This is a genomic window from Streptomyces sp. NPDC090127 (assembly GCF_044746945.1).
In the GTDB taxonomy this organism is placed as follows: Bacteria; Actinomycetota; Actinomycetes; order Streptomycetales; family Streptomycetaceae; genus Streptomyces.
The window spans coordinates 352,969-374,784 of record NZ_JBIVDE010000006.1; the positions used below are offsets into that span (position 1 = coordinate 352,969).

15 protein-coding genes are annotated in these 21,816 nt (G+C 72.6%); 7 read left to right on the forward strand and 8 right to left on the reverse strand.

The window, feature by feature from the left end; all coding sequences use genetic code 11:
- Window positions 1-66 precede the first annotated feature (66 nt).
- A complete protein-coding gene (locus ACIPPS_RS23580) occupies window positions 67-1,893 on the forward strand; it encodes a glycoside hydrolase family 3 protein (RefSeq protein ID WP_401435368.1) in 1,827 nt (608 codons plus the stop codon).
- An 88-nt stretch (window positions 1,894-1,981) separates the two neighbouring features.
- Here the strand turns inward: ACIPPS_RS23580 and ACIPPS_RS23585 are convergent, their stop codons facing one another.
- Window positions 1,982-3,433 carry an aminopeptidase gene (locus tag ACIPPS_RS23585; RefSeq protein WP_401435371.1) on the reverse strand — a complete coding sequence of 484 codons (1,452 nt, stop codon included), beginning with the start codon at window positions 3,431-3,433 and terminating at the stop codon, window positions 1,982-1,984.
- A 209-nt stretch (window positions 3,434-3,642) separates the two neighbouring features.
- Here ACIPPS_RS23585 and ACIPPS_RS23590 point away from each other — a divergent pair, with 209 nt between their 5' ends.
- Window positions 3,643-5,094, forward strand: a complete 1,452-nt coding sequence (locus tag ACIPPS_RS23590; RefSeq protein WP_401435374.1) for a hypothetical protein — start codon at window positions 3,643-3,645, stop codon at window positions 5,092-5,094.
- A 184-nt stretch (window positions 5,095-5,278) separates the two neighbouring features.
- Here the strand turns inward: ACIPPS_RS23590 and ACIPPS_RS23595 are convergent, their stop codons facing one another.
- The 5 genes from ACIPPS_RS23595 to ACIPPS_RS23615 form a co-directional block, all read right to left on the reverse strand.
- Entirely contained in the window at window positions 5,279-5,686 is a 408-nt protein-coding gene (locus ACIPPS_RS23595; protein WP_401435376.1) for a hypothetical protein, read from the reverse strand.
- A gap of 78 nt (window positions 5,687-5,764) precedes the next feature.
- Window positions 5,765-9,481, reverse strand: coding sequence for an ABC transporter ATP-binding protein (locus ACIPPS_RS23600; RefSeq protein ID WP_401435378.1), 3,717 nt, complete (start codon window positions 9,479-9,481; stop codon window positions 5,765-5,767).
- 223 nt (window positions 9,482-9,704) lie between these two features.
- The gene (locus ACIPPS_RS23605) at window positions 9,705-11,387 is read right to left on the reverse strand and encodes a thiamine pyrophosphate-binding protein (RefSeq protein ID WP_401435381.1); all 1,683 of its coding nucleotides are present in this window, start codon (window positions 11,385-11,387) and stop codon (window positions 9,705-9,707) included.
- Between the two features lie 108 nt (window positions 11,388-11,495).
- Window positions 11,496-12,473, reverse strand: coding sequence for an agmatinase (gene speB / locus ACIPPS_RS23610; protein WP_401435383.1), 978 nt, complete (start codon window positions 12,471-12,473; stop codon window positions 11,496-11,498).
- A gap of 83 nt (window positions 12,474-12,556) precedes the next feature.
- Window positions 12,557-14,041 (reverse strand): sodium:solute symporter, encoded by a 1,485-nt coding sequence (locus ACIPPS_RS23615; RefSeq protein ID WP_401435385.1) that lies wholly within the window; start codon window positions 14,039-14,041, stop codon window positions 12,557-12,559.
- Window positions 14,042-14,226: 185 nt separating this feature from the next.
- Here ACIPPS_RS23615 and ACIPPS_RS23620 point away from each other — a divergent pair, with 185 nt between their 5' ends.
- Window positions 14,227-15,849, forward strand: a complete 1,623-nt coding sequence (locus ACIPPS_RS23620) for a PucR family transcriptional regulator (protein WP_401435388.1) — start codon at window positions 14,227-14,229, stop codon at window positions 15,847-15,849.
- 27 nt (window positions 15,850-15,876) lie between these two features.
- Here ACIPPS_RS23620 and ACIPPS_RS23625 read toward each other — a convergent pair whose 3' ends face one another.
- The gene (locus ACIPPS_RS23625; RefSeq protein ID WP_401435391.1) at window positions 15,877-16,485 is read right to left on the reverse strand and encodes a hypothetical protein; all 609 of its coding nucleotides are present in this window, start codon (window positions 16,483-16,485) and stop codon (window positions 15,877-15,879) included.
- Between the two features lie 136 nt (window positions 16,486-16,621).
- On the opposite strand from ACIPPS_RS23625, the gene ACIPPS_RS23630 reads away from it, so the two are divergent.
- The 4 genes from ACIPPS_RS23630 (at window position 16,622) to ACIPPS_RS23645 (ending at window position 21,056) form a co-directional block, all read left to right on the forward strand.
- Window positions 16,622-17,845 (forward strand): helix-turn-helix domain-containing protein, encoded by a 1,224-nt coding sequence (locus ACIPPS_RS23630; protein ID WP_401435393.1) that lies wholly within the window; start codon window positions 16,622-16,624, stop codon window positions 17,843-17,845.
- 129 nt (window positions 17,846-17,974) lie between these two features.
- Complete coding sequence (locus ACIPPS_RS23635; protein ID WP_315892126.1) at window positions 17,975-19,132, forward strand: acyl-CoA dehydrogenase family protein; 1,158 nt, start codon at window positions 17,975-17,977, stop codon at window positions 19,130-19,132.
- On the forward strand, window positions 19,133-19,993 hold the full coding sequence (gene tesB, locus ACIPPS_RS23640; protein WP_401435395.1) for an acyl-CoA thioesterase II: 861 nt from the start codon (window positions 19,133-19,135) through the stop codon (window positions 19,991-19,993).
- Window positions 19,994-20,015: 22 nt separating this feature from the next.
- Entirely contained in the window at window positions 20,016-21,056 is a 1,041-nt protein-coding gene (locus ACIPPS_RS23645) for a cation diffusion facilitator family transporter (protein ID WP_401435397.1), read from the forward strand.
- On the opposite strand, the gene ACIPPS_RS23650 is transcribed toward ACIPPS_RS23645, so the two are convergent.
- The gene (locus ACIPPS_RS23650) at window positions 21,026-21,805 is read right to left on the reverse strand and encodes a phosphatase (RefSeq protein ID WP_401435399.1); all 780 of its coding nucleotides are present in this window, start codon (window positions 21,803-21,805) and stop codon (window positions 21,026-21,028) included. The genes ACIPPS_RS23645 and ACIPPS_RS23650 overlap by 31 nt on opposite strands.
- Window positions 21,806-21,816 lie beyond the last annotated feature (11 nt).

Sequence of the window (21,816 nt, forward strand, 5' to 3'; positions counted from 1 at the left end):
TCCGTGCTCCTTGGAAGTTTCCTTCAAGGCTTCCCTCCCCATCCTGCACGGCCGGAAGGAGCATCAGTGCACCACCGCGCCCCCGCCCCCTCCAGACGCACCCTTCTCACGGTGTCCGCCGCAGCGGCCGCGGCCGCCGTGACCGGAGTGAGCGCCCCCGCGTACGCGAGCGGCGACCGCACCCTCGAACGGCTCATCTCCCGGATGTCCCTGGAGGAGAAGGTCGGCCAGCTCTTCGTCATGCGGGTGTACGGCCACTCCGCCACCGCCCCCGACCAGGCCGACATCGACCTGAACCTCCAGGAGATCGGCGTCCGCACCGCCGCCGAACTCGTCGCGAAGTACCACGTCGGTGGCGTCATCTACTTCACCTGGGCGCACAACACCCGCGACCCGCACCAGATCGCCGAGCTCTCCAACGGCATCCAGCGGGCCGCCCTCGCCCAGCCCACCCCCGTCCCCGCCCTCATCTCCACCGACCAGGAGCACGGCATCGTCTGCCGGGTCGGCGAGCCGGCCACCCTGCTCCCCGGCGCGATGGCGCTCGGCGCCGGCGGCTCCCGCTCCGACACCCGCGAGGCGGCCCGGATCGCGGGCGCCGAACTCGCCGCCGTCGGGATCCGGCAGAACTACGCGCCCGTCGCCGACGTCAACGTCAACCCCGCCAACCCGGTGATCGGCGTCCGCTCCTTCGGCTCCGACCCGCAGGCCGTCGCCGATCTGGTGTCGGCCCAGGTCAGGGGGTACCAGCAGGCCGGGGTCGCGGCGACCTCGAAGCACTTCCCCGGGCACGGTGACACCGCCGTCGACAGCCACTACGGCCTGCCGACCATCACCCACACCCGCGAGCAGTGGGCCGAGCTGGACGCCCCGCCGTTCCGATCGGCCATCGCGGCCGGCATCGACTCGATCATGACCGCGCACATCGTCGTCCCCGCGCTCGACCCGAGCGAGGACCCGGCGACCCTCTCCCACCCGATCCTCACCGGCATCCTGCGCGAACAGCTCGGCTACGACGGTGTGGTGGTGACGGACTCCCTCGGCATGGAGGGCGTACGGACGAAGTACGGCGACGAGCGCGTGCCCGTCCTCGCGCTCAAGGCGGGCGTCGACCAGCTGCTCAACCCGCCGGACCTGGACGTCGCCTGGAACGCGGTCCTCACGGCCGTCCGGAACGGCGAGCTGACCGAGGCCCGGCTCGACGAATCGATCCTGCGGATCCTGCGCCTCAAGTCCAAGCTCGGTCTCTTCCGCCGCCCGTACGTCACCGCCGCCGGAGTGGACCGTACGGTCGGCACCCGCGCCCACCTGGCCCGGGCCGACCGGATCGCCGACGACACCACCACCCTGCTCCTCAACGAGGACGGCTTCCTGCCGGTCAGTCGCCGCGGCCACGGAAGGGTGCTCGTCGTCGGCGCCGACCCGGCCTCCCCGTCCGGCACGACGGGGCCGCCGACCACCACCCTGGCGGCCGAGTTCACCGCGCTCGGGTTCACCGCCACCGCGCTCTCCACCGGGATCACCCCGACGGCGGCGAGGATCGGGGATGCGGTGGCGGCGGCGGCAGGCAAGGACCTGGTCGTCGTCGGCACGTACAACGTCTCGGCGACCAGCCCGCAGCGCACCCTCGTCGACCGGCTCGTGGCGACCGGGGTGCCGGTCGTGACGGTCGCGATCCGCAACCCGTACGACATCGCCCAGCTCACCGGGCAGCGGGCCACGCTCGCCGCGTACTCCTGGACCGATGTCGAACTGCGGGCCGCGGTCCGGGTGATCGCCGGTCACGCCCGGCCGCGCGGCCGCCTCCCCGTCCCCGTGCAGCGGGCGGACGACCCGACCCGCGTGCTGTACCCGGTCGGCCACGGCCTGTCGTACACGCGACACGCGGGCTGAGCGGAACGGGTTGGCGGAACGGGCTGTGCCCGGCGGCCGTGGGACCGCCGGGCACAGCCCGTACTTCTTTTGTGCGCGCCTGACGGAGCTACGGGCGCAGCCCGTGCTCCCGGTTCAGCTCCTCGTCCGTCGGCTTGTCGAGACGGGCGTCGAAGCGGGCCAGCGGCTGACCGGCCGCGGCCGTCGGGGCGTCGACCCCGGCCCACGCCAGGATGCGGGCGGTGGCCTTGGTGCGCTCGGCCTCGACGAGACCGGCGACCTGGGCGCCGTGGTTGGCGCCGGGGGCCGTGAAGACGTAGCTGTCACGGGCGCCCTTGCCGAGGTGGAACGGCTCGGCACCCCACGGGTCGTTGCCTCCGTAGACGAAGAGCATCTGGTGGGCGTTGGTGCGCACCCAACGGTCGACGTCGTTCATGACCCACGGCTTGAACGTCATCGGGATCTCGCGCGGCACGAAGTTCCGCGCGGGCTGGTAGCCGTACCGGGTCAGGCCCTTGAGGTGCGGCAGCTTGATGCTGGGCGAGCCGAGTTCGGTGGCCGCCTGGTAGTAGTACGGGGTGTACCCCTCCAGGCCCTGGTCGGTGTAGTTGGCCCAGCCGGAGTAGGCGTCGATCGTCTCGTAGACGGTGTCGTCGCTCGCGGTGGCCGCGTCCGGCACGTCGGCGCAGACGTCCTGGCCGTAGTACTGCCAGAAGCCCCAGACGAAGTCGAGGACGACGGCCTCGTACGCCTTGTCGACCGTGCCGACGGTGTGGAAGGTGGAGCCGTCGGCGTCGGCCCGCTCCTTGAACTTCTGCTGCAGCGGCACGCGGCGGACCAGCGCCTCGCGCTGCATCGCGTTGAGCCGGTCGCGGCACTCCTTGGTCCCGACGGTCTCGAAGAACCGGTCGTACGCCGAGTCCTCCTTCTCGACCACGTCGTTGGGCGCCACGTAGGCGACGACGCCGTCCATGTCACGGGGGTAGTGGCGCTCGTAGTACGTCGCCGTCATCCCGCCCTTGGAGGCGCCGGTGGAGAGCCACTTCTTGCCGTAGATCTTCTTCAGCGCGGTGAAGATGCGGTGCTGGTCGCTCGCGGCCTGCCAGATGTCCAGCTTGGACCAGTCGGCGGGCTGCGGCCGGGACGGCGTGAAGAACCGGTACTCCATGGAGACCTGGTTGCCGTCGATGATCCGGGTGGGCTCGCGGCGGCTGGGGGTGGTGCTCAGTCCGTAGCCGCTGGTGTGGAAGACGGTCGGCCGGTCGGTGTCCTTGTGGAGCAGCGAGAGCCGCTGCTTGAACGTGCCCTTCCACGGACGGTGGTGGTCCACCGGCTGGGTGTACTCGAGGATGAAGAAGCGGTAGCCGGCGTACGGCTTCTCCTCGATCAGGCTCATCCCGGGGATCGCCAGGATGCGGTCCTTGATGTCCGTACCGACGGCGCTGTCCGCGACGGCGGTCGGGCTGCCGGAGGCCGGCTCGGCGGCGGTAGCCGCACCACTCGCCCCGACGGTGCCTATGAGCACCGTGAGCGACATCAGCCATCTCAGCGACTTGCGCATTCACCCTCCCCTTGGTTCACAACGGTGTCCGCGAACCTAGCGGGGTCAACGTGGGTGCCGCCAGACCCAGTTGCCCCTTACCCGCGCTCAGGGCCGGACGCGCCGACCGGTAGGGGTGCTTCCACATGCGGATGTATCCATCACCTAAACTCCCGCAGGCCATGTGCATGGCAATACACGGGAGGATCCGTATGACGAGGAGTTACAGGGTGAGGGCGATGGTGGCCCTCATGGCGACCGTCGCCGCGTCCCTGCTGGTGACGGCGGCACCGGCGCAGGCCGCCGCGGACCCCGGTCTCGAACTGGGCAACTTCGAGCTGCGCCCGCTCTCCAACAAGGCGGAGCTCAAGGGCCGGATCGACAAGCTGAACACCGACCTGCCCAACATCGGCGTGAACTCGCTGCTGCAGCAGGCGCAGACGACCGGCCGCACGGGCACGTGGAGCAACGGCGTCTGCAACCCGAAGGCCGTCCAGGCCGGCACGACCCCGCAGGGCTTCTCCAAGAGCTTCTGCTTCGACAGCGCCGACAACGGCGACAAGGACACCTCCGAGTGGTGGCCGCAGGGCGTCACCAGCGTCGCCGACGCCGACGAGGACCAGATCTGGGGCGACCCGGAGGCCGGGTGGAACCCGGCGGACCACAAGCCGATGATGGTCACCTGGTACAACAAGGACGACTGGAACGGCGACAAGAAGGCGGACGACGTCGACGCCGGCGGCACGAACACCGAGCGCAAGGGTGTCCGCGTCTCCTTCATCGACTCCAGCACCGGGAAGTACGCGCACGTCCTGCTGGTCTACCCGTTCATCAACGACTCGGGCAACGCCAGCTACATGAGCGTGCGCACCTCGCAGCACTACTCGACGAGTACGAAGCAGTACGGTTCGCTGCACGCCGGCGGCATGGTCTGGTACGGCTACTACCTGTACGTGGCGGACACCAACCGCGGCTTCCGGGTCTTCGACCTGCGCAACATCATCGACCTCGGGGCCCTGCCCGCCGACAAGTGGGGGAAGGACAAGAACTCCATCGGCCGGCAGGACGGCGTCTACCACGCCCACGGCTACCGCTACATCCTTCCGCAGAGCGACGGCTGGACCAACTCCGCCTGCGACACCGTCGAGCCGCCGCCCGGCACGCCGTGCGACATGCAGGACGAGGAGAAGACCTGCACCGCCAAGGACGTCACGCCGAAGACCAGCTACGCCAGCCTCGACCGCAGCAGCGCCGTGCGGCACATCACCACGGGTGAGTGGTGCGAGAAGGCGGAGGTCACCGACGCGTACACGACCGGCCGGGTCATCCGCTGGCCGATGAACACCAGCGGCGGCACTCCGGCCCTGAACGGCTACGGATACTGGGCGGCCGACTCGGCCTACCGCGTTCCCTTCCTGTCCTCGGAGCCGGACAACGGCGGGATCCAGGGCGGAGCCGTCATCAACGGCACGTACTACCTCAGCCAGAGCAGGGGATCGGCGAACGGCAGGGTGATCGTCGCCAGACCCGACGCCGCGACGGGGAAGCTCGTCGAGACCTCGCCCCGCCGGACGTCCGCGATCGGGGTCGAGGACTTCTCCGTCTGGCCCGGGACGACCGACCGGATCTGGACGGTCACCGAACATCCGGAGCAGCGGATGCTGTTCGCCATCACCCCCTAGGCATCGACCCGTAGAAGCGGGTGACGGACCCTCTCCCCGTCACACGGCGCCCGCGCCGGCCTCGGCCGGCCGGGCGCCTTCGCGTACGGGCGTGCGGGCGTGCGGGCGTGCGGGCGTGCGGGCGTGCGGGCGTGCGGGCGGGCAGGCGTACAGGCACGCCCGCATCCGCCCGTTCACGCGTCGGTCAGCACAGCACCCAGCCCGTCGACGCGCTCGTGCCGGCGACGGTCCCGGTCGCGCGGACGCAGCGGTTGAGGGCGTGCACGGTGACCGGGCCCGCCTGGCGGGTGAAGCGACCGCTGTCGACGGCCGGGCGGCCGCCGCGGGGCTGGAGGGCGACGGACATCGCCCGGCGCGCGCCCGGGTTCTTGGCGACGGTGACGGCGCAGACGTACTGCCGGCTGCGGTAGAGCCGCAGCTCGCCGGTGGCGAAGGCGACGGTCTTGCTGGGCCGGCCCACGCAGAGCGAGGCGGCGTCGGCGTTCGCGACGCCCGGCCCGGCGAGGGTGAGGGAGCCGACGGTGAGCAGCACCGCCAGCAGATGGCCGAGCAGCCGCCGGCCCCGCGCGGTCACGCCGATCCCATCGAACATCCGTATCCCCTCCCGACTCCGTGCCGTACATGCGTACGACGCAGGAGACGCCCGGGCGGTTGCCTCCGCGGCCGTCCGTCAGACCACCCGCGCGGGCTCCTCCTCGCCGATGAAGGCGCGCCACAGCTGCGCGTACCGGCCGTCCCGGGCGAGGAGCTCGTCGTGGGTGCCGTCCTCCGCGACGCGGCCGTCGGCCATCAGGACCACCCGGTCCGCGCGGGCGGCCGTGGTGAGCCGGTGGGCCACGACCAGCGTGGTGCGGCGGCCGGCGAGCCGGTCGGTGGCCTGGTTGACCTGGGCCTCGGTGGCCAGGTCGAGCGCGGCGGTGGCCTCGTCGAGGAGCAGGACGTCCGGGTCGACGAGCTCGGCGCGGGCCAGGGCGATCAGCTGGCGCTGACCGGCGGAGAGGTTACGGCCGCGCTCGGCGACCTCGTGGAGGTAGCCGCCGTCCAGGGTCGCGATCATGTCGTGCGCGCCGACCGCGCGGGCCGCCGCCTCGACCTCGGCGTCGCTCGCGTCGGGGCGGCCGTAGGCGATGGCGTCGCGGATCGTCCCGGCGAAGAGGTACGCCTCCTGCGGGACGACGCCGAGCCGGTGGCGGTACGCGGTGAGGTCCAGGTCCTTGAGGTCGGCGCCGTCGGCGGTGACCCGGCCGGAGGTGGGGTCGTAGAACCGGGCGACGAGCTTGACCAGGGTGGACTTCCCGGCGCCGGTCTCGCCGACGAAGGCGACGGTCTGCCCGGCGGGGATGAGCAGGTCGATGCCGGAGAGCGCCTCCTCCTCCTCGCCGTACGCGAAGGACACGTCCTCGAAGGCGATCTCGCCGCGCAGCGACAGGACGTCCAGCGGGGCGTCGGCCTGCGCCGTCGACGTGGGCTCCTGGAGCAGTTCCTGCATGCGCCCGAGCGAGACGGTCGCCTGCTGGTAGCCGTCGAAGACCTGGGAGAGCTGCTGGACGGGCGCGAAGAAGAGGTCGATGTAGAGGAGGTACGCGACCAGGGCGCCGGTCGTCAGCGTGCCGGCCTCGATGCGGTTCGCGCCGACGATCATCACGGCGGCGGCGGCCACGGAGGACAGCAGCGTGACGAAGGGGAAGTAGATCGAGATCAGCCACTGGCCGCGGACGCGGGCCTGGCGGTACTCGTCGCTGCGGGCCGCGAACCGGGCGGCGCCGGAGCGCTCGCGACGGAAGGCCTGGACGATGCGGAGGCCGGAGACCGACTCCTGGAGGTCGGCGTTGACGACGCTGATCCGCTCACGCGCCAGCTCGTACGCCTTCACGCTGGAGCGGCGGAAGAAGTACGTGGCGACGGCGAGGACCGGGAGCGTCGCGAAGACGACCAGGGCGAGCTGGAGGTCGAGCACGAGCAGCGCGCCCATGATCCCGAAGAAGGTCGTGACGGAGACGAACGCGGTGACGAGACCGGTCTGGAGGAACGTCGACAGGGCGTCCACGTCCGTCGTCATCCGGGTCATGATCCGGCCGGTCAGCTCGCGCTCGTAGTAGTCCAGGCCGAGCCGCTGGAGCTGGGCGAAGATCTTCAGACGCAGGGCGTAGAGGACGCGCTCGCCGGTGCGGCCGGTCATCTTGATCTCGGCGGTCTGGGCGAACCACTGCACGACCACGGTCAGCAGGGCGAGCGCGGAGGCGGCCCAGACGGCGCCCATGGCGAGCTTGTTCACGCCGTCGTCGATGCCGTGCCGGATCAGGATCGGCAGCAGCAGGCCCATGCCGGCGTCGACGGCGACGAGGCCGAGGCTGATGAGGAGCGGGGTGCGGAAGCCGCGCAGCAGCCTGCGCAGTCCGTACGACTCCTCGGGGGTGACCGCGCGCGCCTCGTCGACGTCGGGGATGTCGGTGGCGGGCGGCAGCGCCTCGACGGCGGCGAGGAGTTCGGGGGTGGCCCCGGGGGCCTGGGACTCCTCGGCGGGGGTCTCCTCCCGCACCCAGAGGGTGGGGGTGATGCCGCGTTCGGCGTCGAACTCGGCGTCGAGCTCGGCGCGCAGGCTGCGGTCCTCGGGCAGCTCGACGGGGACGGTGTGGCCGGGCGAGACGCCGCCGAGCTCGTCGGGGTCGGTCAGCAGCCGCCGGTAGAGCGGGGAGCGGCGCTCCAGCTCCTCGTGGGTGCCGATGTCGGAGAGCCGGCCGTCGTCGAGGACGGCGATCCGGTCGGCGAGGCCGAGGGTGGAGCGGCGGTGGGCGATCAGGAGGGTGGTGCGGCCGGCCATCACGGAGGCGAGGGCCTCGTGGATCTCGTGCTCGACGCGCGCGTCGACGGCGGAGGTGGCGTCGTCGAGGAGGAGCAGCCGGGGGTCGGTGAGGATGGCGCGGGCGAGCGCGACGCGCTGGCGCTGGCCGCCGGAGAGGGTCAGGCCGTGCTCGCCGACCTTGGTGTCGTAGCCCTCGGGCAGCTCGGCGATGAAACGGTCCGCCTGGGCGGCGCGGGCGGCGGTCTCGATCTGCTCCTGGGTGGCGTCCGGGTGGCCGTACGCGATGTTGGCGCGGACGGTGTCGGAGAAGAGGAAGCTGTCCTCGGGGACGAGCCCGATGGCGGCGCGCAGGGAGTCGAGGGTCAGCTCGCGCACGTCGTGGCCGCCGACGAGGACGGCGCCGTGGTCGACGTCGTAGAAGCGCGGCAGGAGCAGGGAGACGGTGGACTTGCCGGAGCCGGACGCGCCGACGACGGCGACGGTCTCGCCGGCCCGGATCTCCAGGGAGAAGCCGTCGAGGACGGGCCGGTCCGTGTCGTAGCCGAAGCGCACGTCGTCGAACTCGACGGTCGCCTCGGCGTCCGCCGGCAGCTCCTTCGTGCCGTCCTCGATGACCGGCTCGGTGTCGATGAGCTCCAGGACCCGGTCGACGCCGGCGCGGGCCTGCTGGCCGACGGTGAGGACCATCGCGAGCATCCGGACCGGGCCGATGAGGGAGGCGAGGTAGGCGGAGAAGGCGACGAAGGTGCCGAGGGTGATCTCGCCGCGGGTGGCGAGCCAGCCGCCGAGGGCGAGGACGGCGACCTGTCCGAGGGCGGGCACGGACTGGAGGGCGGGGGTGTAGCGGGCGTTCAGCCGGATGGTGCGCAGGCGGCCCGCGAAGAGCTTGCGGCTGGCGTCCCGGATCTTCCCGGTCTCCTGGTCCTCCTGCCCGAAGCCCTTGACGACACGGACGCCGGTCACGGACCCGTCGACGACCCCGGCGACGGCGGCGGCCTGCGCCTGGGCGTACCAGGTGGCGGGGTGCAGGCGGGTGCGGCTCCGCTTGGCGATGAACCAGAGGGCGGGGGCGACGGCGAGGGCGACGGCGGTGAGGGGGAGGGAGAGCCAGGCCATGACGGCCAGCGAGATCAGGAAGAGCAGGATGTTCCCGATCGTCATCGGGAGCATGAAGAGCAGGCCCTGGATGAGCTGGAGGTCGCTGGTGGCGCGCCCGACGACCTGCCCGGTGGACAGCTCGTCCTGGCGGCGGCCGTCGAGCCGGGTGATGGTGCCGTACATCTCGGTACGGAGGTCGTGCTGGACGTCGAGGGCGAGCCGCCCGCCGTAGTAGCGGCGGACGTAGGTGAGGACGTAGACGACGAGGGCGGCGGCGATGAGGAGGCCGGTCCAGACGGTGAGGGACCGGGTCTTCGCGCCGATGACGTCGTCGATGATCACCTTGGTGATGAGCGGCACGAGCGCGAGCACGGCCATCCCGGCGAGGGAGGACCCGAGGGCGAGGACGACGTTGGCCTTGTACCGCCAGGCATACCCGGCGAGCCTGCGCGCCCACCCCTGCTCTTCTCGCCCAGCCGCGGCCACGTGATGCCTCCCGTTCGTCCTGCTCTACCGGAAGGCTCCAACACGCCTGGGGTGCGATTTCATCCCGCCGCAACGTTCGGCGCCCGAAGACCGGTCGCTGGTCCTAGGACCCCGGAGGCGGCGACGCCCGCGCCTACGCCCCCCGCACCCAGAACGGGGGCTGGGGTGCGGGGACGGTCGCGGCGCTCGGGCCGGGACGGCCCAGGACGCGGAACGGTCCGACTCAGAGGTGCGTCGGTTCGAACATGTGGAGGAGGGCCGGGAGGACCACGACCGACGGGCCCGGGGTCGCGAGGGACTTCGTGAGGTCGGCCGTGAGGGTTTCCGGGGTCGTCGTGAGGGCCGGGACGCCGAAGGACTCGGCCAGGGCCACGAAGTCCGGGCGGGCCAGTTCGGTGGCCGTGGCCTCGCCGAAGGCGTCCGTCATGTACTCGCGCAGGATGCCGTAGCCGCCGTCGTCGACGATCAGCCACGTCACGTTCGAGCCGTACTGCTTGGCCGTGGCCAGTTCCGCGATCGAGTACATCGCGCCGCCGTCGCCCGAGACCGCGAGGACCGGGCGGGTCGGGTCGGCCGCCGCCGCGCCGAGGGCGGCCGGGAAGCCGTAGCCGAGGCCGCCGGCGCCCTGCGCCGAGTGCATGGTGTTCGGGTGGCGCGGGTCGAAGGCGGACCAGGCCCAGTACGCCAGGATCGTCATGTCCCAGAAGCTCGGCGAGTCGTCCGGCAGCGCCTCCCGTACCGAGGCCACGATCCGCTGCTCCAGGCCGAGGTCCTGCGCCGCGATCCGGTCCCTGACCTTCGTCAGGACGGCCCGTACCCGGTCCGGTGCCGTCGCGTCCTGACGTACCGGAACCGTCTCCAGGAGCGCCTGGAGCGCCAGCCGGGCGTCCGCGTGGATGCCGAGCGCCGGGTGGTTGGACTCCAGCTTGCCCGCGTCCGCCTCGATCTGGATCACCCGGCCGCGCGGCGCGAAGGTGTGGTAGTTCGACGACAGCTCGCCGAGCCCCGAGCCGACCACCAGCAGGACGTCCGCGTCCTCCAGGAAGTCGGTGGTGTGCCGGTCCTCCAGCCAGGACTGGAGCGACAGCGGGTGCTCCCACGGGAAGGCGCCCTTGCCGCCGAAGGTGGTGACCACCGGCGCCGCGATCCGCTCCGCGAGCGCGCGCAGCTTGCCGGTGGCGTCGGAGCGCACGACCCCGCCGCCCGCGATGATCGCCGGCCGCTCGGCGTTCGCCAGCAGGTGCGCCGCCACCGCCGTCAGCTCGGGGCGCGGGACGACCTCCTCGGGTGTCGCGTCCATCGCCGTGACGACGGGCAGGCGCGTCTCCGCCAGCAGCACGTCCTGCGGGATCTCCACCCAGACCGGCCCGTGCGGGGCGGTCAGCGCCGACTCCCAGGCCGCCGCGATCGCGGACGGGATCTGCGACTGCGTACGGACCGTGTGCACGGACTTCACGATGTCCCGGAAGGACGCCTGCTGGTCGCGCAGCTCGTGCAGGTACCCGTGCCGGCCGCCGCCGAGCCCGGCCGCCGGGATCTGGCTGCCGATGGCGAGGACCGGCGCGGAGGCGGCCGCCGCCTCCTGGAGCGCGGCGAGCGACATCAGCGCGCCGGGGCCGGTGGAGAGCAGCAGCGGGGCCGCCTCGCCGGTCATCCGGCCGTACGCGTCGGCGGCGAACCCCGCGTTGTTCTCGACGCGCAGTCCGACGTACGTGAGCGAGGAGCGGCGCAGCGCGTCGAACATGCCGAGCGCGTGCTGGCCGGGGAGCCCGAAGACGGTGGTCGCGCCGAGGCCGGTGAGGGTCTCGACGACGAGGTCACCGCCGTTGCGCCCGGCGGGCGGGTTCAGCGCGGCGGCGGTCTGCGCCTCGGTGGGGCGCAGGACGAGGTCGTGGTCGTGGGTCATGGCGGGTCCCCAGGTAGTGCTCGGTCGGTCGGGTGCGGGCGGCCGGTGGTCGGACGGTGCCCGGACGTGCCGTCCCGGCGGCACGGGTGGGCACCGTCCGACCCGGTGTCACTGCGCCGCGCGGCTCTCCGCGATCTGGCGGCTCATGATCGTGGTCAGTTCGTACGCCGTGTGCGACGCCGCGACCGCGGTGATCTCCGCGTGGTCGTAGGCCGGGGCGACCTCCACCACGTCCGCCGAGACCAGGTTGCAGGAGGACAGGCCGCGCAGGATCTCCAGGAGCTCGCGCGAGGTCATGCCGCCGGCCTCCGGGGTGCCGGTGCCGGGGGCGTGGGCCGGGTCGAGGCAGTCGATGTCGATGGAGATGTAGAGCGGGCGGTCGCCGATGCGCTGGCGCAGCTGGTCGGCGACCTCGTCGGCGCCGCGGCGGTAGATGTCCGCCGAGGTGACGATGCCGAAGCCCATCTTCTCGTCGTCGGTCAGGTCCTGCTTGCCGTACAGCGGGCCGCGCGTGCCGACGTGCGAGAGCGCCTCGGTGTCGAGGATGCCCTCCTCGACGGCGCGGCGGAACGGGGTGCCGTGGGTGTACTCGGCGCCGAAGTACGTGTCCCAGGTGTCGAGGTGCGCGTCGAAGTGGAGCAGCGCGACCGGGCCGTGCTTCTTGGCGACGGAGCGCAGCAGCGGCAGCGCGATGGTGTGGTCGCCGCCCAGGGTCATCATCCGCGCGCCCGAGGAGAGCAGGTCGTCGGCGGCGGCCTCGATCGTCTCGACGGCCTCGTTGATGTTGAACGGGTTGGCGGCGATGTCACCGGCGTCCGCGACCTGCGCCAGGGCGAACGGCGAGGCGTCCTGCGCCGGGTTGTACGGGCGCAGCAGGCGGGAGGCCTCGCGGATGGCGTTGCCGCCGAAGCGGGCGCCGGGGCGGTAGGAGACACCGCTGTCGAAGGGGACGCCGACCACGGCGATGTCGGTGGTGCCGACCTCGTCGAGTCGCGGCAGCCGGGCGAACGTCGCGGGGCCGGCGTACCGCGGGATGCGGGACGAGTCGGTCGGGCCGCGGAAGGCGTTCTGGTCGCTGCTGCTCATGGTCGGGTCCTCCTGGGTGTGTCGGTGGTGTCCGGCCGGGGTCCGAGGGTCGTCTCGGGCCCCGGCCGGGAGTCTGCGGTCCGTCAGCCGGTCGCCGGCGCCGGCACGGTCTCCGGCGTCGTCGGGTCGGCCTCGGGGGTGTCCTGGCCCGCCAGCCGGGCTCGCCAGTTCGCGAGCACGGCGGCGTCCGTCGGGCGGGTCGCCAGGGAAACGATCACATATGCGGCGAGCGAGGCCAACAATCCGTAGTAAACAGGCTCATTTGCCAGGATTCCGTAAGCCCACATCAGGCCAATGACGGAGAGGCCGCCGACGGTGACCGCGGCCAGCGCGCCCTGGACGGTGCCCCGGCGCCACAGCAGGCCGCCGAGGATCGGCACGAGCAGGCCGCCGACCAGCAGGTTGTAGGCGACGGTCAGCGCCTGCACGACGTCGTTGAGGGCGATGGCGATGGCGATCGTGGCGATGCCCATGAGGAGGATGAAGAGCCGGTTCCCCTTCACCTCGTCGTGGTCGTTCCCGCCGGAGCCCTTGTCGGTCAGCCCGCGCAGCCGCGACCAGATGTCGTTGTTGGCGACGGTGGCGCAGGCGATCAGCGCGCCGGAGGAGGTGGACATCACGGCGGCGAGCGCGGCGGCGAGGACCAGGCCCCGCACACCCATCGGCAGCTCGTCCTTGACGATGGTCGCGAAGGCGTCGTCGGCGCTGGGCAGCTTCGGGTAGAGCACCTTGGCGGCGGTGCCGATGACGGCGCCGGCCAGGGCGTAGACGAGACAGTACGTACCGGCGACGGTGCCGCCCCACTTGGCGACCTTGTCGGTCCGGGCGGTGAAGACCCGCTGCCAGATGTCCTGGCCGATGAGCATGCCGAAGGTGTAGATCAGCACGTACGTGAAGATCGTCTCGCCGCCGATGCCGAGCGGCGCGAAGTACTCGGTGGGCAGCTGGGCCTTCATCTCGGCGAAGCCGCCGGCCTTGATCACGGCGATCGGCAGCAGCAGGATCAGCACGCCGATGGTCTTCACCACGAACTGCACCATGTCGGTGAGCGTGATCGACCACATGCCGCCGAGCGTCGAGTAGGCGACGACGATGGCGCCGCCGAGGACGATCGCGAGGGTGCGCGGCAGGTCGAAGAGGACGTCGAAGATCGTGGCGTACGCGATGGTCGAGGTGACCGCGAGCATCAGCGTGTACGCCCACATGACCACGCCCGAGATGACGCCGGCCTTGCCGCCGTAGCGCAGGTCGAGCATCTCGGAGACGGTGTAGACCTTCAGCCGGGCGATCCGGGCCGAGAAGAAGACGGAGAGGGCCAGCAGGCCGAGGCCGATGGCGAAGACCATCCACGCGCCCGAGAGGCCGTACTTGTAGCCGAGGCCCACACCACCGATCGTGGACGCACCGCCGAGGACGATGGCGGCCATGGTCCCGGAGTACATCCAGGGGCCGAGCCGGCGGCCCGCGACCAGGAACTCGCTCTTGGACTTGGCGCGGCGCATGCCCCACCAGCCCATGGCGAGCATGCCGGCCAAATACAGGACGATCACTGTGTAGTCGACGGCCATGGGGCCCTCCCTCGTGCGTTCGGTGGCGTGTCGTGCGGGTGGAGTGACTCCAGTGACTGATCGCGAGGACATCCGCCCGTACCCGCGGCCGCTGGATGGCACGAGGTTAGGTGGCCGGAAAGCGACGATGAAGCGTAAGTTTCATCCACTGTTCACGCGGCGCGATGTACGAAAGGTCCATAGCGATGCCCGCCCAGGAGCCCACGTCCGCACCACCCGCCCCGCCCGCCCCGCCGGTCTCCCTTGCCGCGCTGCTGGGCCGGAAGGACCTCGGGCTCCGGCTGCTCGCCGGCCCGGACGACGCCGCCGTCCACTGGGTGCACACCTCGGAGATGGCCGACCCGTACCCGTACCTGCTCGGCGGCGAGCTGCTGATGACGGCGGGCGTGCAGCTCGCCCACCCGGCGCAGTACGTCGAACGGGTCGTGGCGGCCGGGGCGGCGGCGCTCGGCTTCGGCGTCACGCCGGTGTACGACACCGTGCCCGCGGACCTGGTCGCCGCGTGCGAGCGGCACGGGCTCCCGCTGCTCGAAGTACCCCCGCACACACCGTTCACCGCGGTCGCCCGGGCCGTCTGGCGGCTGATGGCGGAGGCCCGCCACCGGGAGCTGCGGCGGGTGACCGAGGCCCAGCAGTCGCTGGCGTCGGCGGCCGCCCGGCCCGCGCCGGTCCCGGCCGTCCTCGGGGCGCTCGCGTCCCGGCTCGGCGGGCGCGCGGTGCTCTACGCGGCGGACGGCACGCCGTACGCGGCGGCGGGCCGCGAGCTGCCGGACGAGGTGTCCCGGGCCCTCGTCGACCTGGCGGGCGTGGTGGGCCCCCGGCCCGGCGGCCCGGCCACGGCGAGCGGCGAGGGCGCGGGGCTGCGCCTCGCCGCGTACGCGCTGGGCGGCGGCGACGGACTGACCCTCGGGGTCGCGACGGAGAGCCGGGAGCCCGGGGACCACACGATCGCGGGCGTCGCCGTCGTCCTGCTCTCCCTGCTCACGGCCCCGCACCGGGGCGCCGACGTCTCGGCCCGCGACACGGCCCTGGTCCGCCTGCTCCTCGGCGCCGGGGCGGAGGAGGCGGCGGGGACGCTCGGCCCGGGCCCCTGGACGGTCGTCCACGCCCGGGGCGGCGACGGCACCCCCTTCGCGGCCGCGAGCCTGGCGGCCGCGCTGGGGACACCCCTGGTGGACGCGGGCGGCGGCGCGGGCCGCCCCGGCCGGGGCGCGAACGGGAGCGGTGGCCCCGGCGGGGGCGCGGAGGGGAGCGGTGGCCCCGGTCGGGGCGCGGAGGGGAGCGGTGGCCCCGGTCGGGGCGCGGACGGGAGCCGTGGTCCCGGCGGGGCCCCCGACGTGGACGCGGGCGGCGGGCGGCCGGACGGCACCCCCGTGACCGTCCGGCTCCTGCTGCCCGCCTCCTCACCCGTGACCGCCCAGCCCGGCTGGACCCTCGGCGTCAGCGCCCCCGTCGAGGCCGGCGACCTCGCGGTCGGCGACGCCCAGGCCGCGCGGGCGCTGCGCCGCGCCGAGGCGGGCCGCACGGAGCTCGTACGCCACCGGCCCGCCGGGTTCGGCGGACTGATGGACGGGGCGGAGGCCACCGCGTACGCCCGGACCCTGCTCGCCCCCCTCGGCGAACCGCTCACCGAGACCCTGCGCACCTGGCTCTCGCTGCACGGCAACTGGGACCGCACGGCCGTCGCCCTGGAGATCCACCGCAACACCGTGCGCCAGCGCATCGGCCGTTGCGCCACGCTCCTCGGCGTGGACCTGGACGACGTGGACGTACGGATGGAGCTGTGGTTCGCCCTCGGCCGGCTGTGACGGCCGAGGGCGAACGCCGCGCGACGCTCAGGGCCAGAGCTTGTTGACGGCGGTCTTCGTCGTCGTGCGGAAGGCCGTCAGCGGAGCGTCCTCGACGTCGCCCATCTGACCCCAGCGGACGAGGGTCACGGTGCGGCCGTCGCGGCCGACGGAGAAGAGGTGGATGTCGGTGATGCCGATCTGCGGGTCGGCCGTGTCCAGGCTGTAGACCCAGGCACCCTCCTCGACGGCGAGCTTGCCGTGGGAGGCGCTGACGGCGTGCAGGCCCGGGTTCTGCTGCTCCAGCAGGGGCCCGCAGCCGGCGAGGGCCTTGCGGAGGGTGTCGACCAGCTTCACGGCGTCGGCCTCGGTGCGGGCGACGGTGGTGATCTGGACGCCGTTGGTGTCGAGCTCGGTGGTGAACTCGCGATAGCGGGTGTTCTGCGCCGGGATCTTGTACGGGGCGCAGAGGGCGCCGCCGTTCTCCGGGATGCCGGTGAAGACCTGGGTGGCGGTCCACGGCGTCGACGACGGCGGCATCTGGGAGGCGGCGAGGAAGGCGGGCTGGGCAGCGGCCTGCGCCGGGGCCGTGGCGAGGGCCGCGAGGCCCAGGGCGGCAGCGGCGCCGGTGGCGAGTGCGGTACGGAGCTTGTTCATGGTGGTGGATCCCCCGTCAGGTCGTTCGGTCAGTGCTCGACCAGCGTCGGACCGGGGGCCGTTGCTTGCAACGGTGACGCGCCCTCCACCCGTCCCGGAACCATCCCACCCCCACTGACGTGCAAGGACATGAAGCGTGGGACGCAGGTTCGAGGGGGATGGAATGCCGAAGGTCGCCGCCGTAGAGGAGTTCGCGCGGCTCGTGCGCGCGCTGAAGGCGCGGGACGGGCGCAGTTACGAGGCGCTGGGCCGGCGCCTGAGCGTCAGCGCGTCCACGCTCCACCGCTACTGCTCGGGCGCGACCGTCCCGGAGGGGTTCGCCGTGGTCGACCACCTCGCCCTGCTGTGCGGGGCGGACGAGGAGGAGCGGCGGGCCCTGGAGGCGGCCTGGAGCCGCGCCGACCGCACCCGTCGCCCTCCGGTGCCGGAGCCCGAGCCGACCCCGGAGCCCGCGTCCGAGCCCGAGCCCGGCCCGGAACCGAAGCCGACCCCGGAGCCCGAGCCGACCCCGGGGCCCGCGTCCGAACCCGAGCCCGAGCCGACCCCGGAGCCTGCGACCGAGCCCGCGTCCGAGCCCGAGCTGGAACCCGTGCACGCGCGCGTGCCGGGCCTCCCGTCCGAGCGGCGGAGGCGCCGGTGGGGGTGGTGGGGCCTGGTCGGCGGGACGCTGGCGGTCGTGGGGACGGTGACGCTCGGAGCCGTACTCCTGCCCGGGAAGACCCGGGAGCGGGCCGCCGAACCACCGGCGCCGCTGACGTGGACGGTCGCCTCGCACCTCTGGAAGAACGGGTGCGGGCACACCTACCTCGTGGAGCGGACGCCCCCTCCCCCGCCGGAGGCGGCCGACGCGCGGAGCTGGGCGGCGGCGCAGCGGGCCGTGGACGGCGGGGAGACGCTGGTGCGGGTGTCGGTGCAGGGGAAGGGCGCGGCGGCGGTGGTGCTCCAGGCGCTGCACGTGCGGGTGGTGGAGCGGGGCGCGCCGCTGCCGTGGGCCGCGTACCGGATGGACGACGGGTGCGGCGGGGCGGTGACGCCGCGCCGTTTCGAGGTGAACCTGGACCGGCCGCGACCGCTGGCGCGGGCGCTGGACGGGTACGACGCCTCCGGGGAGGAGGGCCGGACGCTCCCGGCGGTCTCCTTCCCGTACACGGTCAGCGCCGCCGAGCCGGAGGAGCTGCTGGTCTCGGCGGGGGCGGCGGGCTGCGACTGCCGCTGGTACCTGGAGCTGGAGTGGAGCTCGGAGGGGCGCCGGGGCACGGCCCGGATCGACGACGACGGCCGCCCGTTCCGTACGAGCGCGCCACGCGGGCCGGTCTTCGCGTACGACCCCGTCGGCCTCCGCTGGGCTCCCACCCCATGAGGGCGGACGGGACGCGGACGTGATGTGGGCAACCCTGCGCGCCCACCCCTGGACAGCTGTGAGAACCGATGGGTAACTTGACTGAGCAAGCGCTTAGACTTATGTCCAGGACTCCGAAGGAGGCGGCTCGTGCGCCGTACGGTATTCAACGAGGACCACGAGGCGTTCCGGGAGACCATCCGCGCCTTCATCGAGGCCGAGGTCGTCCCCGTCTACGACGAGTGGTTCGCCGCGGGCCAGGCGCCTCGCGAGTTCTACGACAAGCTCGGCGAGCTCGGCATCTTCGGCATCAACGTCCCCGAGGAGTTCGGCGGCGCGGGCCTGGACACCCACAAGTTCGAGGCCGTCCTCTACGAGGAGACCTCGCGCGCGGGCGTGCAGTTCGGCGGTTCCGGCGTGCACGTGCTGCTCGCCCTGCCGTACATCAAGATGCTCTCCACCGACGAGCAGAAGAAGCGCTACCTGCCGAAGTTCGTCACCGGCGAGGAGATGTGGGCGCTGGCGATGACCGAGCCGGGCACCGGCTCCGACGTCGCGGGCATGAAGACCACGGCCAAGCTCTCCGAGGACGGCACGCACTACGTCCTCAACGGCGCGAAGACCTTCATCACCGGCGGCGTCCACGCCGACCGCGTGATCGTCTGCGCCCGTACGTCCGCCCCGACGGCCGAGGACCGCCGCTTCGGCATCTCCCTCTTCGCCGTGGACACCAAGTCCGAGGGCTACTCCATCGGCCGCAAGCTGGACAAGCTGGGCCTGCGCACCTCCGACACCGCCGAACTGGCGTTCGTCGACGTGAAGGTGCCGGTCGAGGACCTCCTCGGCGAGGAAGGCAAGGGCTTCTCCTACCTCGGCCACAACCTGGCCTCCGAGCGCTGGGGCATCGCCTTCGGCGCCTACGCGCAGGCCAAGGCCGCCGTCCGGTTCGCCCAGCAGTACGTCACGGACCGCACGGTCTTCGGCAAGCCGGTCGCCTCCTTCCAGAACACGAAGTTCGAACTGGCCGCCTGCCAGGCCGAGGTGGACGCGGCCGAGGCCGTCGCCGACCGTGCCCTGGAGGCCCTGGACGCCGGCGAGCTGACCCCGGCCGAGGCCGCCAGCGCCAAGCTCTTCTGCACCGAGGTCGCGCACCGCGTCATCGACCGCTGCCTCCAGCTGCACGGCGGCTACGGCTACATGAACGAGTACCCGATCGCGCGGCTGTACGCCGACAACCGCGTCAACCGCATCTACGGCGGCACCAGCGAGATCATGAAGTCGATCATCGCGAAGTCGATGGGCCTGTAAGTGCCCGAGGCGCTCGACGCTCTGCTCGATCTGCTCGACCTGGAGCAGATCGAGCAGAACTACTTCCGGGGGCAGTCCCGTTCCGCCGTCGTCCCCCGCGTCTTCGGTGGCCAGGTGGCCGCCCAGGCGCTGGTGGCGGCGGGCCGGACGGTCCCCGCCGACCGTCTCGCCCACTCCCTGCACGCGTACTTCCTGCGTGCCGGGGACCCGGGCGCGCCGATCGTGTACACCGTGGACCGCATCCGCGACGGCCGCTCCTTCACCACCCGGAGGGTCGTCGCCGTCCAGCACGGGCAGCCGATCTTCCACCTCTCCGCGTCGTTCCAGACGTACGAGGAAGGGCTGGAGCACCAGTACGACATGCCCGCCGCGCCGGACCCGGAGTCCCTGCCGACGGCCGCCGAGATGCTGCCCCGGCACCTGCCGGCGGACGTCGCGGCCCGGCTCGTCGAGGCGCGGGCGGCGGTGGACCTGCGGTACGTCGACACCCCGCCCTGGGGTTCGGTCGGTGAGCCGCGCGAGCCGCGCTCGCAGGTCTGGTTCCGCACCAACGGCAAGCTGGCGGACGATCCTCTGCTGCACGTCTGCCTGGCGACGTACGTCTCCGACATGACGCTGCTCGACTCGGTGCTGCTCGCCCACGGGCGGGGCGGCTGGGCGGTCGGGGACGTCGTCGGGGCCTCGCTGGACCACGCGATGTGGTTCCACCGGCCGTTCCGGGCCGACGAATGGCTGCTGTACGACCAGGAGTCGCCGTCCGCGTCGGGCGGGCGGGGGCTCGGCCAGGCCCGGATCTACACGCAGGACGGTCAGCTGGCGATCTCCGTCATCCAGGAGGGTGTCGTTCGCGTTCCGCGCTGATGATCGGACATACCGTCCGACCATGGCACGCACCGACGACTCACGGAACGGCTCGGCGGCCGGCTCGCGGAACGGCGCGGCGAACGGCTCGGCGAACGACTCGGCGGACCGCTCGCAGAACGGCGAGAGCACCTTCACGGTGATCGTGGCGGCGGTGGCGAACCTCGGGATCGCCGCCGCCAAGGCCGTCGCGGGGATCGTCAGCGGATCGAGCGCGATGCTCTCCGAGGCGGCCCACTCCGTCGCCGACACCGTCACCGAGGTCATGCTGCTCACCGCGCTCAAGCGGAGCGAGAAGCCGGCCGACGAGGACCATCCGCTCGGCTACGCGAACGAGCGGTACGTCTGGGCGATGCTGGCCGCCGTCGCCACCTTCGTCGGCGGCGCGGTCTTCTCCTTCTACGACGGCATCCACACCCTCGTCCAGGGCGAGGAGGTCGGCGACCCGCTCCTGTCGTACATCGTGCTCGCCGTCGCCTTCGTCCTGGAGAGCTTCTCCCTGCGGACGGGCGTCCGGCAGGTCAGGGGCGAGGCGGAGCGCGCGCGAGCGCCCTTCGGCCGCTATCTGCGGCTCACCCCCGACACCACGGTCAAGGCCGTCGTGATGGAGGACTCCGCCGCCCTCGCCGGTCTGCTGCTGGCGGCGGGCGGCCTGCTCGGCGTCGAGCTCACCGGCGACAGCGTCTGGGACGGCGTCGCCTCGATCCTCATCGGCGCCCTGCTCGTCTACGTGGCCTGGGTGCTCGGCCGCTCCAACGCGGAGCTGCTGATCGGCCGTCCGGTGCCCCGGCGGATGCGGGCGGAGATCCGCGAGGAGCTGCTGTCGGTCCCGCACATCATCGACGTCCTGGACCTGACGACGCTGATCCAGGGCCCGCAGGAGGTCATGATCGCGGCGAAGGTCGACTTCCGTGACGTGTCCTCGGCGGAACAGGTCGAGTGGGCGTGCGAGGAGGCCGAGCAGCAGCTGCGGGAGCGCTTCCCGGCGATCCGCCGGGTCTACCTGGACCCGACACCCGGCCTGGGGCAGCGTCAGAGCAGGCCGGACGCGTCCAGCAGGTAGTCGGTGAGCGGCTCGTAGGAGCGGGGGTCGATCACGTGGTCGTCGAGCGGGATGGTGACCTCCATCGTGCCCTCGGCCTCGCCGATGAAGAGGGCGGGGTCGTTGCAGTCGGCGTAGCCGACGGAGTCGATCCCGCGCTGACCGGCGCGCCCGGCCCAGCCGTGGTCGGCGACGACGAGGTCCGGACGGGGCTCGCCCAGGGCCTCCAGGCCGTCCAGGATCGCGTTCATGGGCTCCGGCGAATGGGTGTGCCAGAGCGTCGCGCCCCGCTCGAAGACGGCCACGTCCGCGAACTGCACCACGTACCCCTCGTCGGCGGTGAGCCCGCCGGGGATCCGTACGATGTCGCAGCCCCGGGCCCGCAGCGCGGCGGCGACCCGGCTGTGGGCGTCGATCAGCGCGCCCGGATGGCCGGTCGCGAAGAGCACCCGCTGCTTCCCGGCGGCGGCCTTGCGCAGCCGGGCGGCGGCCCGGTCGAGGGCGTCGACGGTCAGCTCGGGGTCGATGGTGTCCTGCCCGATGCGGTGGGCGGGGTCGTCGTTCACCCCGCAGCGCTCGGCCATCACGGCGAGCACGTCCTGCTCGTCGGTCCACCGGTCGCCGAGCTCCAGACCGAGCCAGTAGTGCCGGTCGCCGTTGGCGAGCTTGCGGTAGTGGGAGAGGTTGTTGTCGCGCGGGGTGGCGACGTCTCCGGCGATCCGGGTCCGGACGAGGTGCTCGACGAGGGCGGGGCGACTGAGTATCGGCATGGTGCTCATTC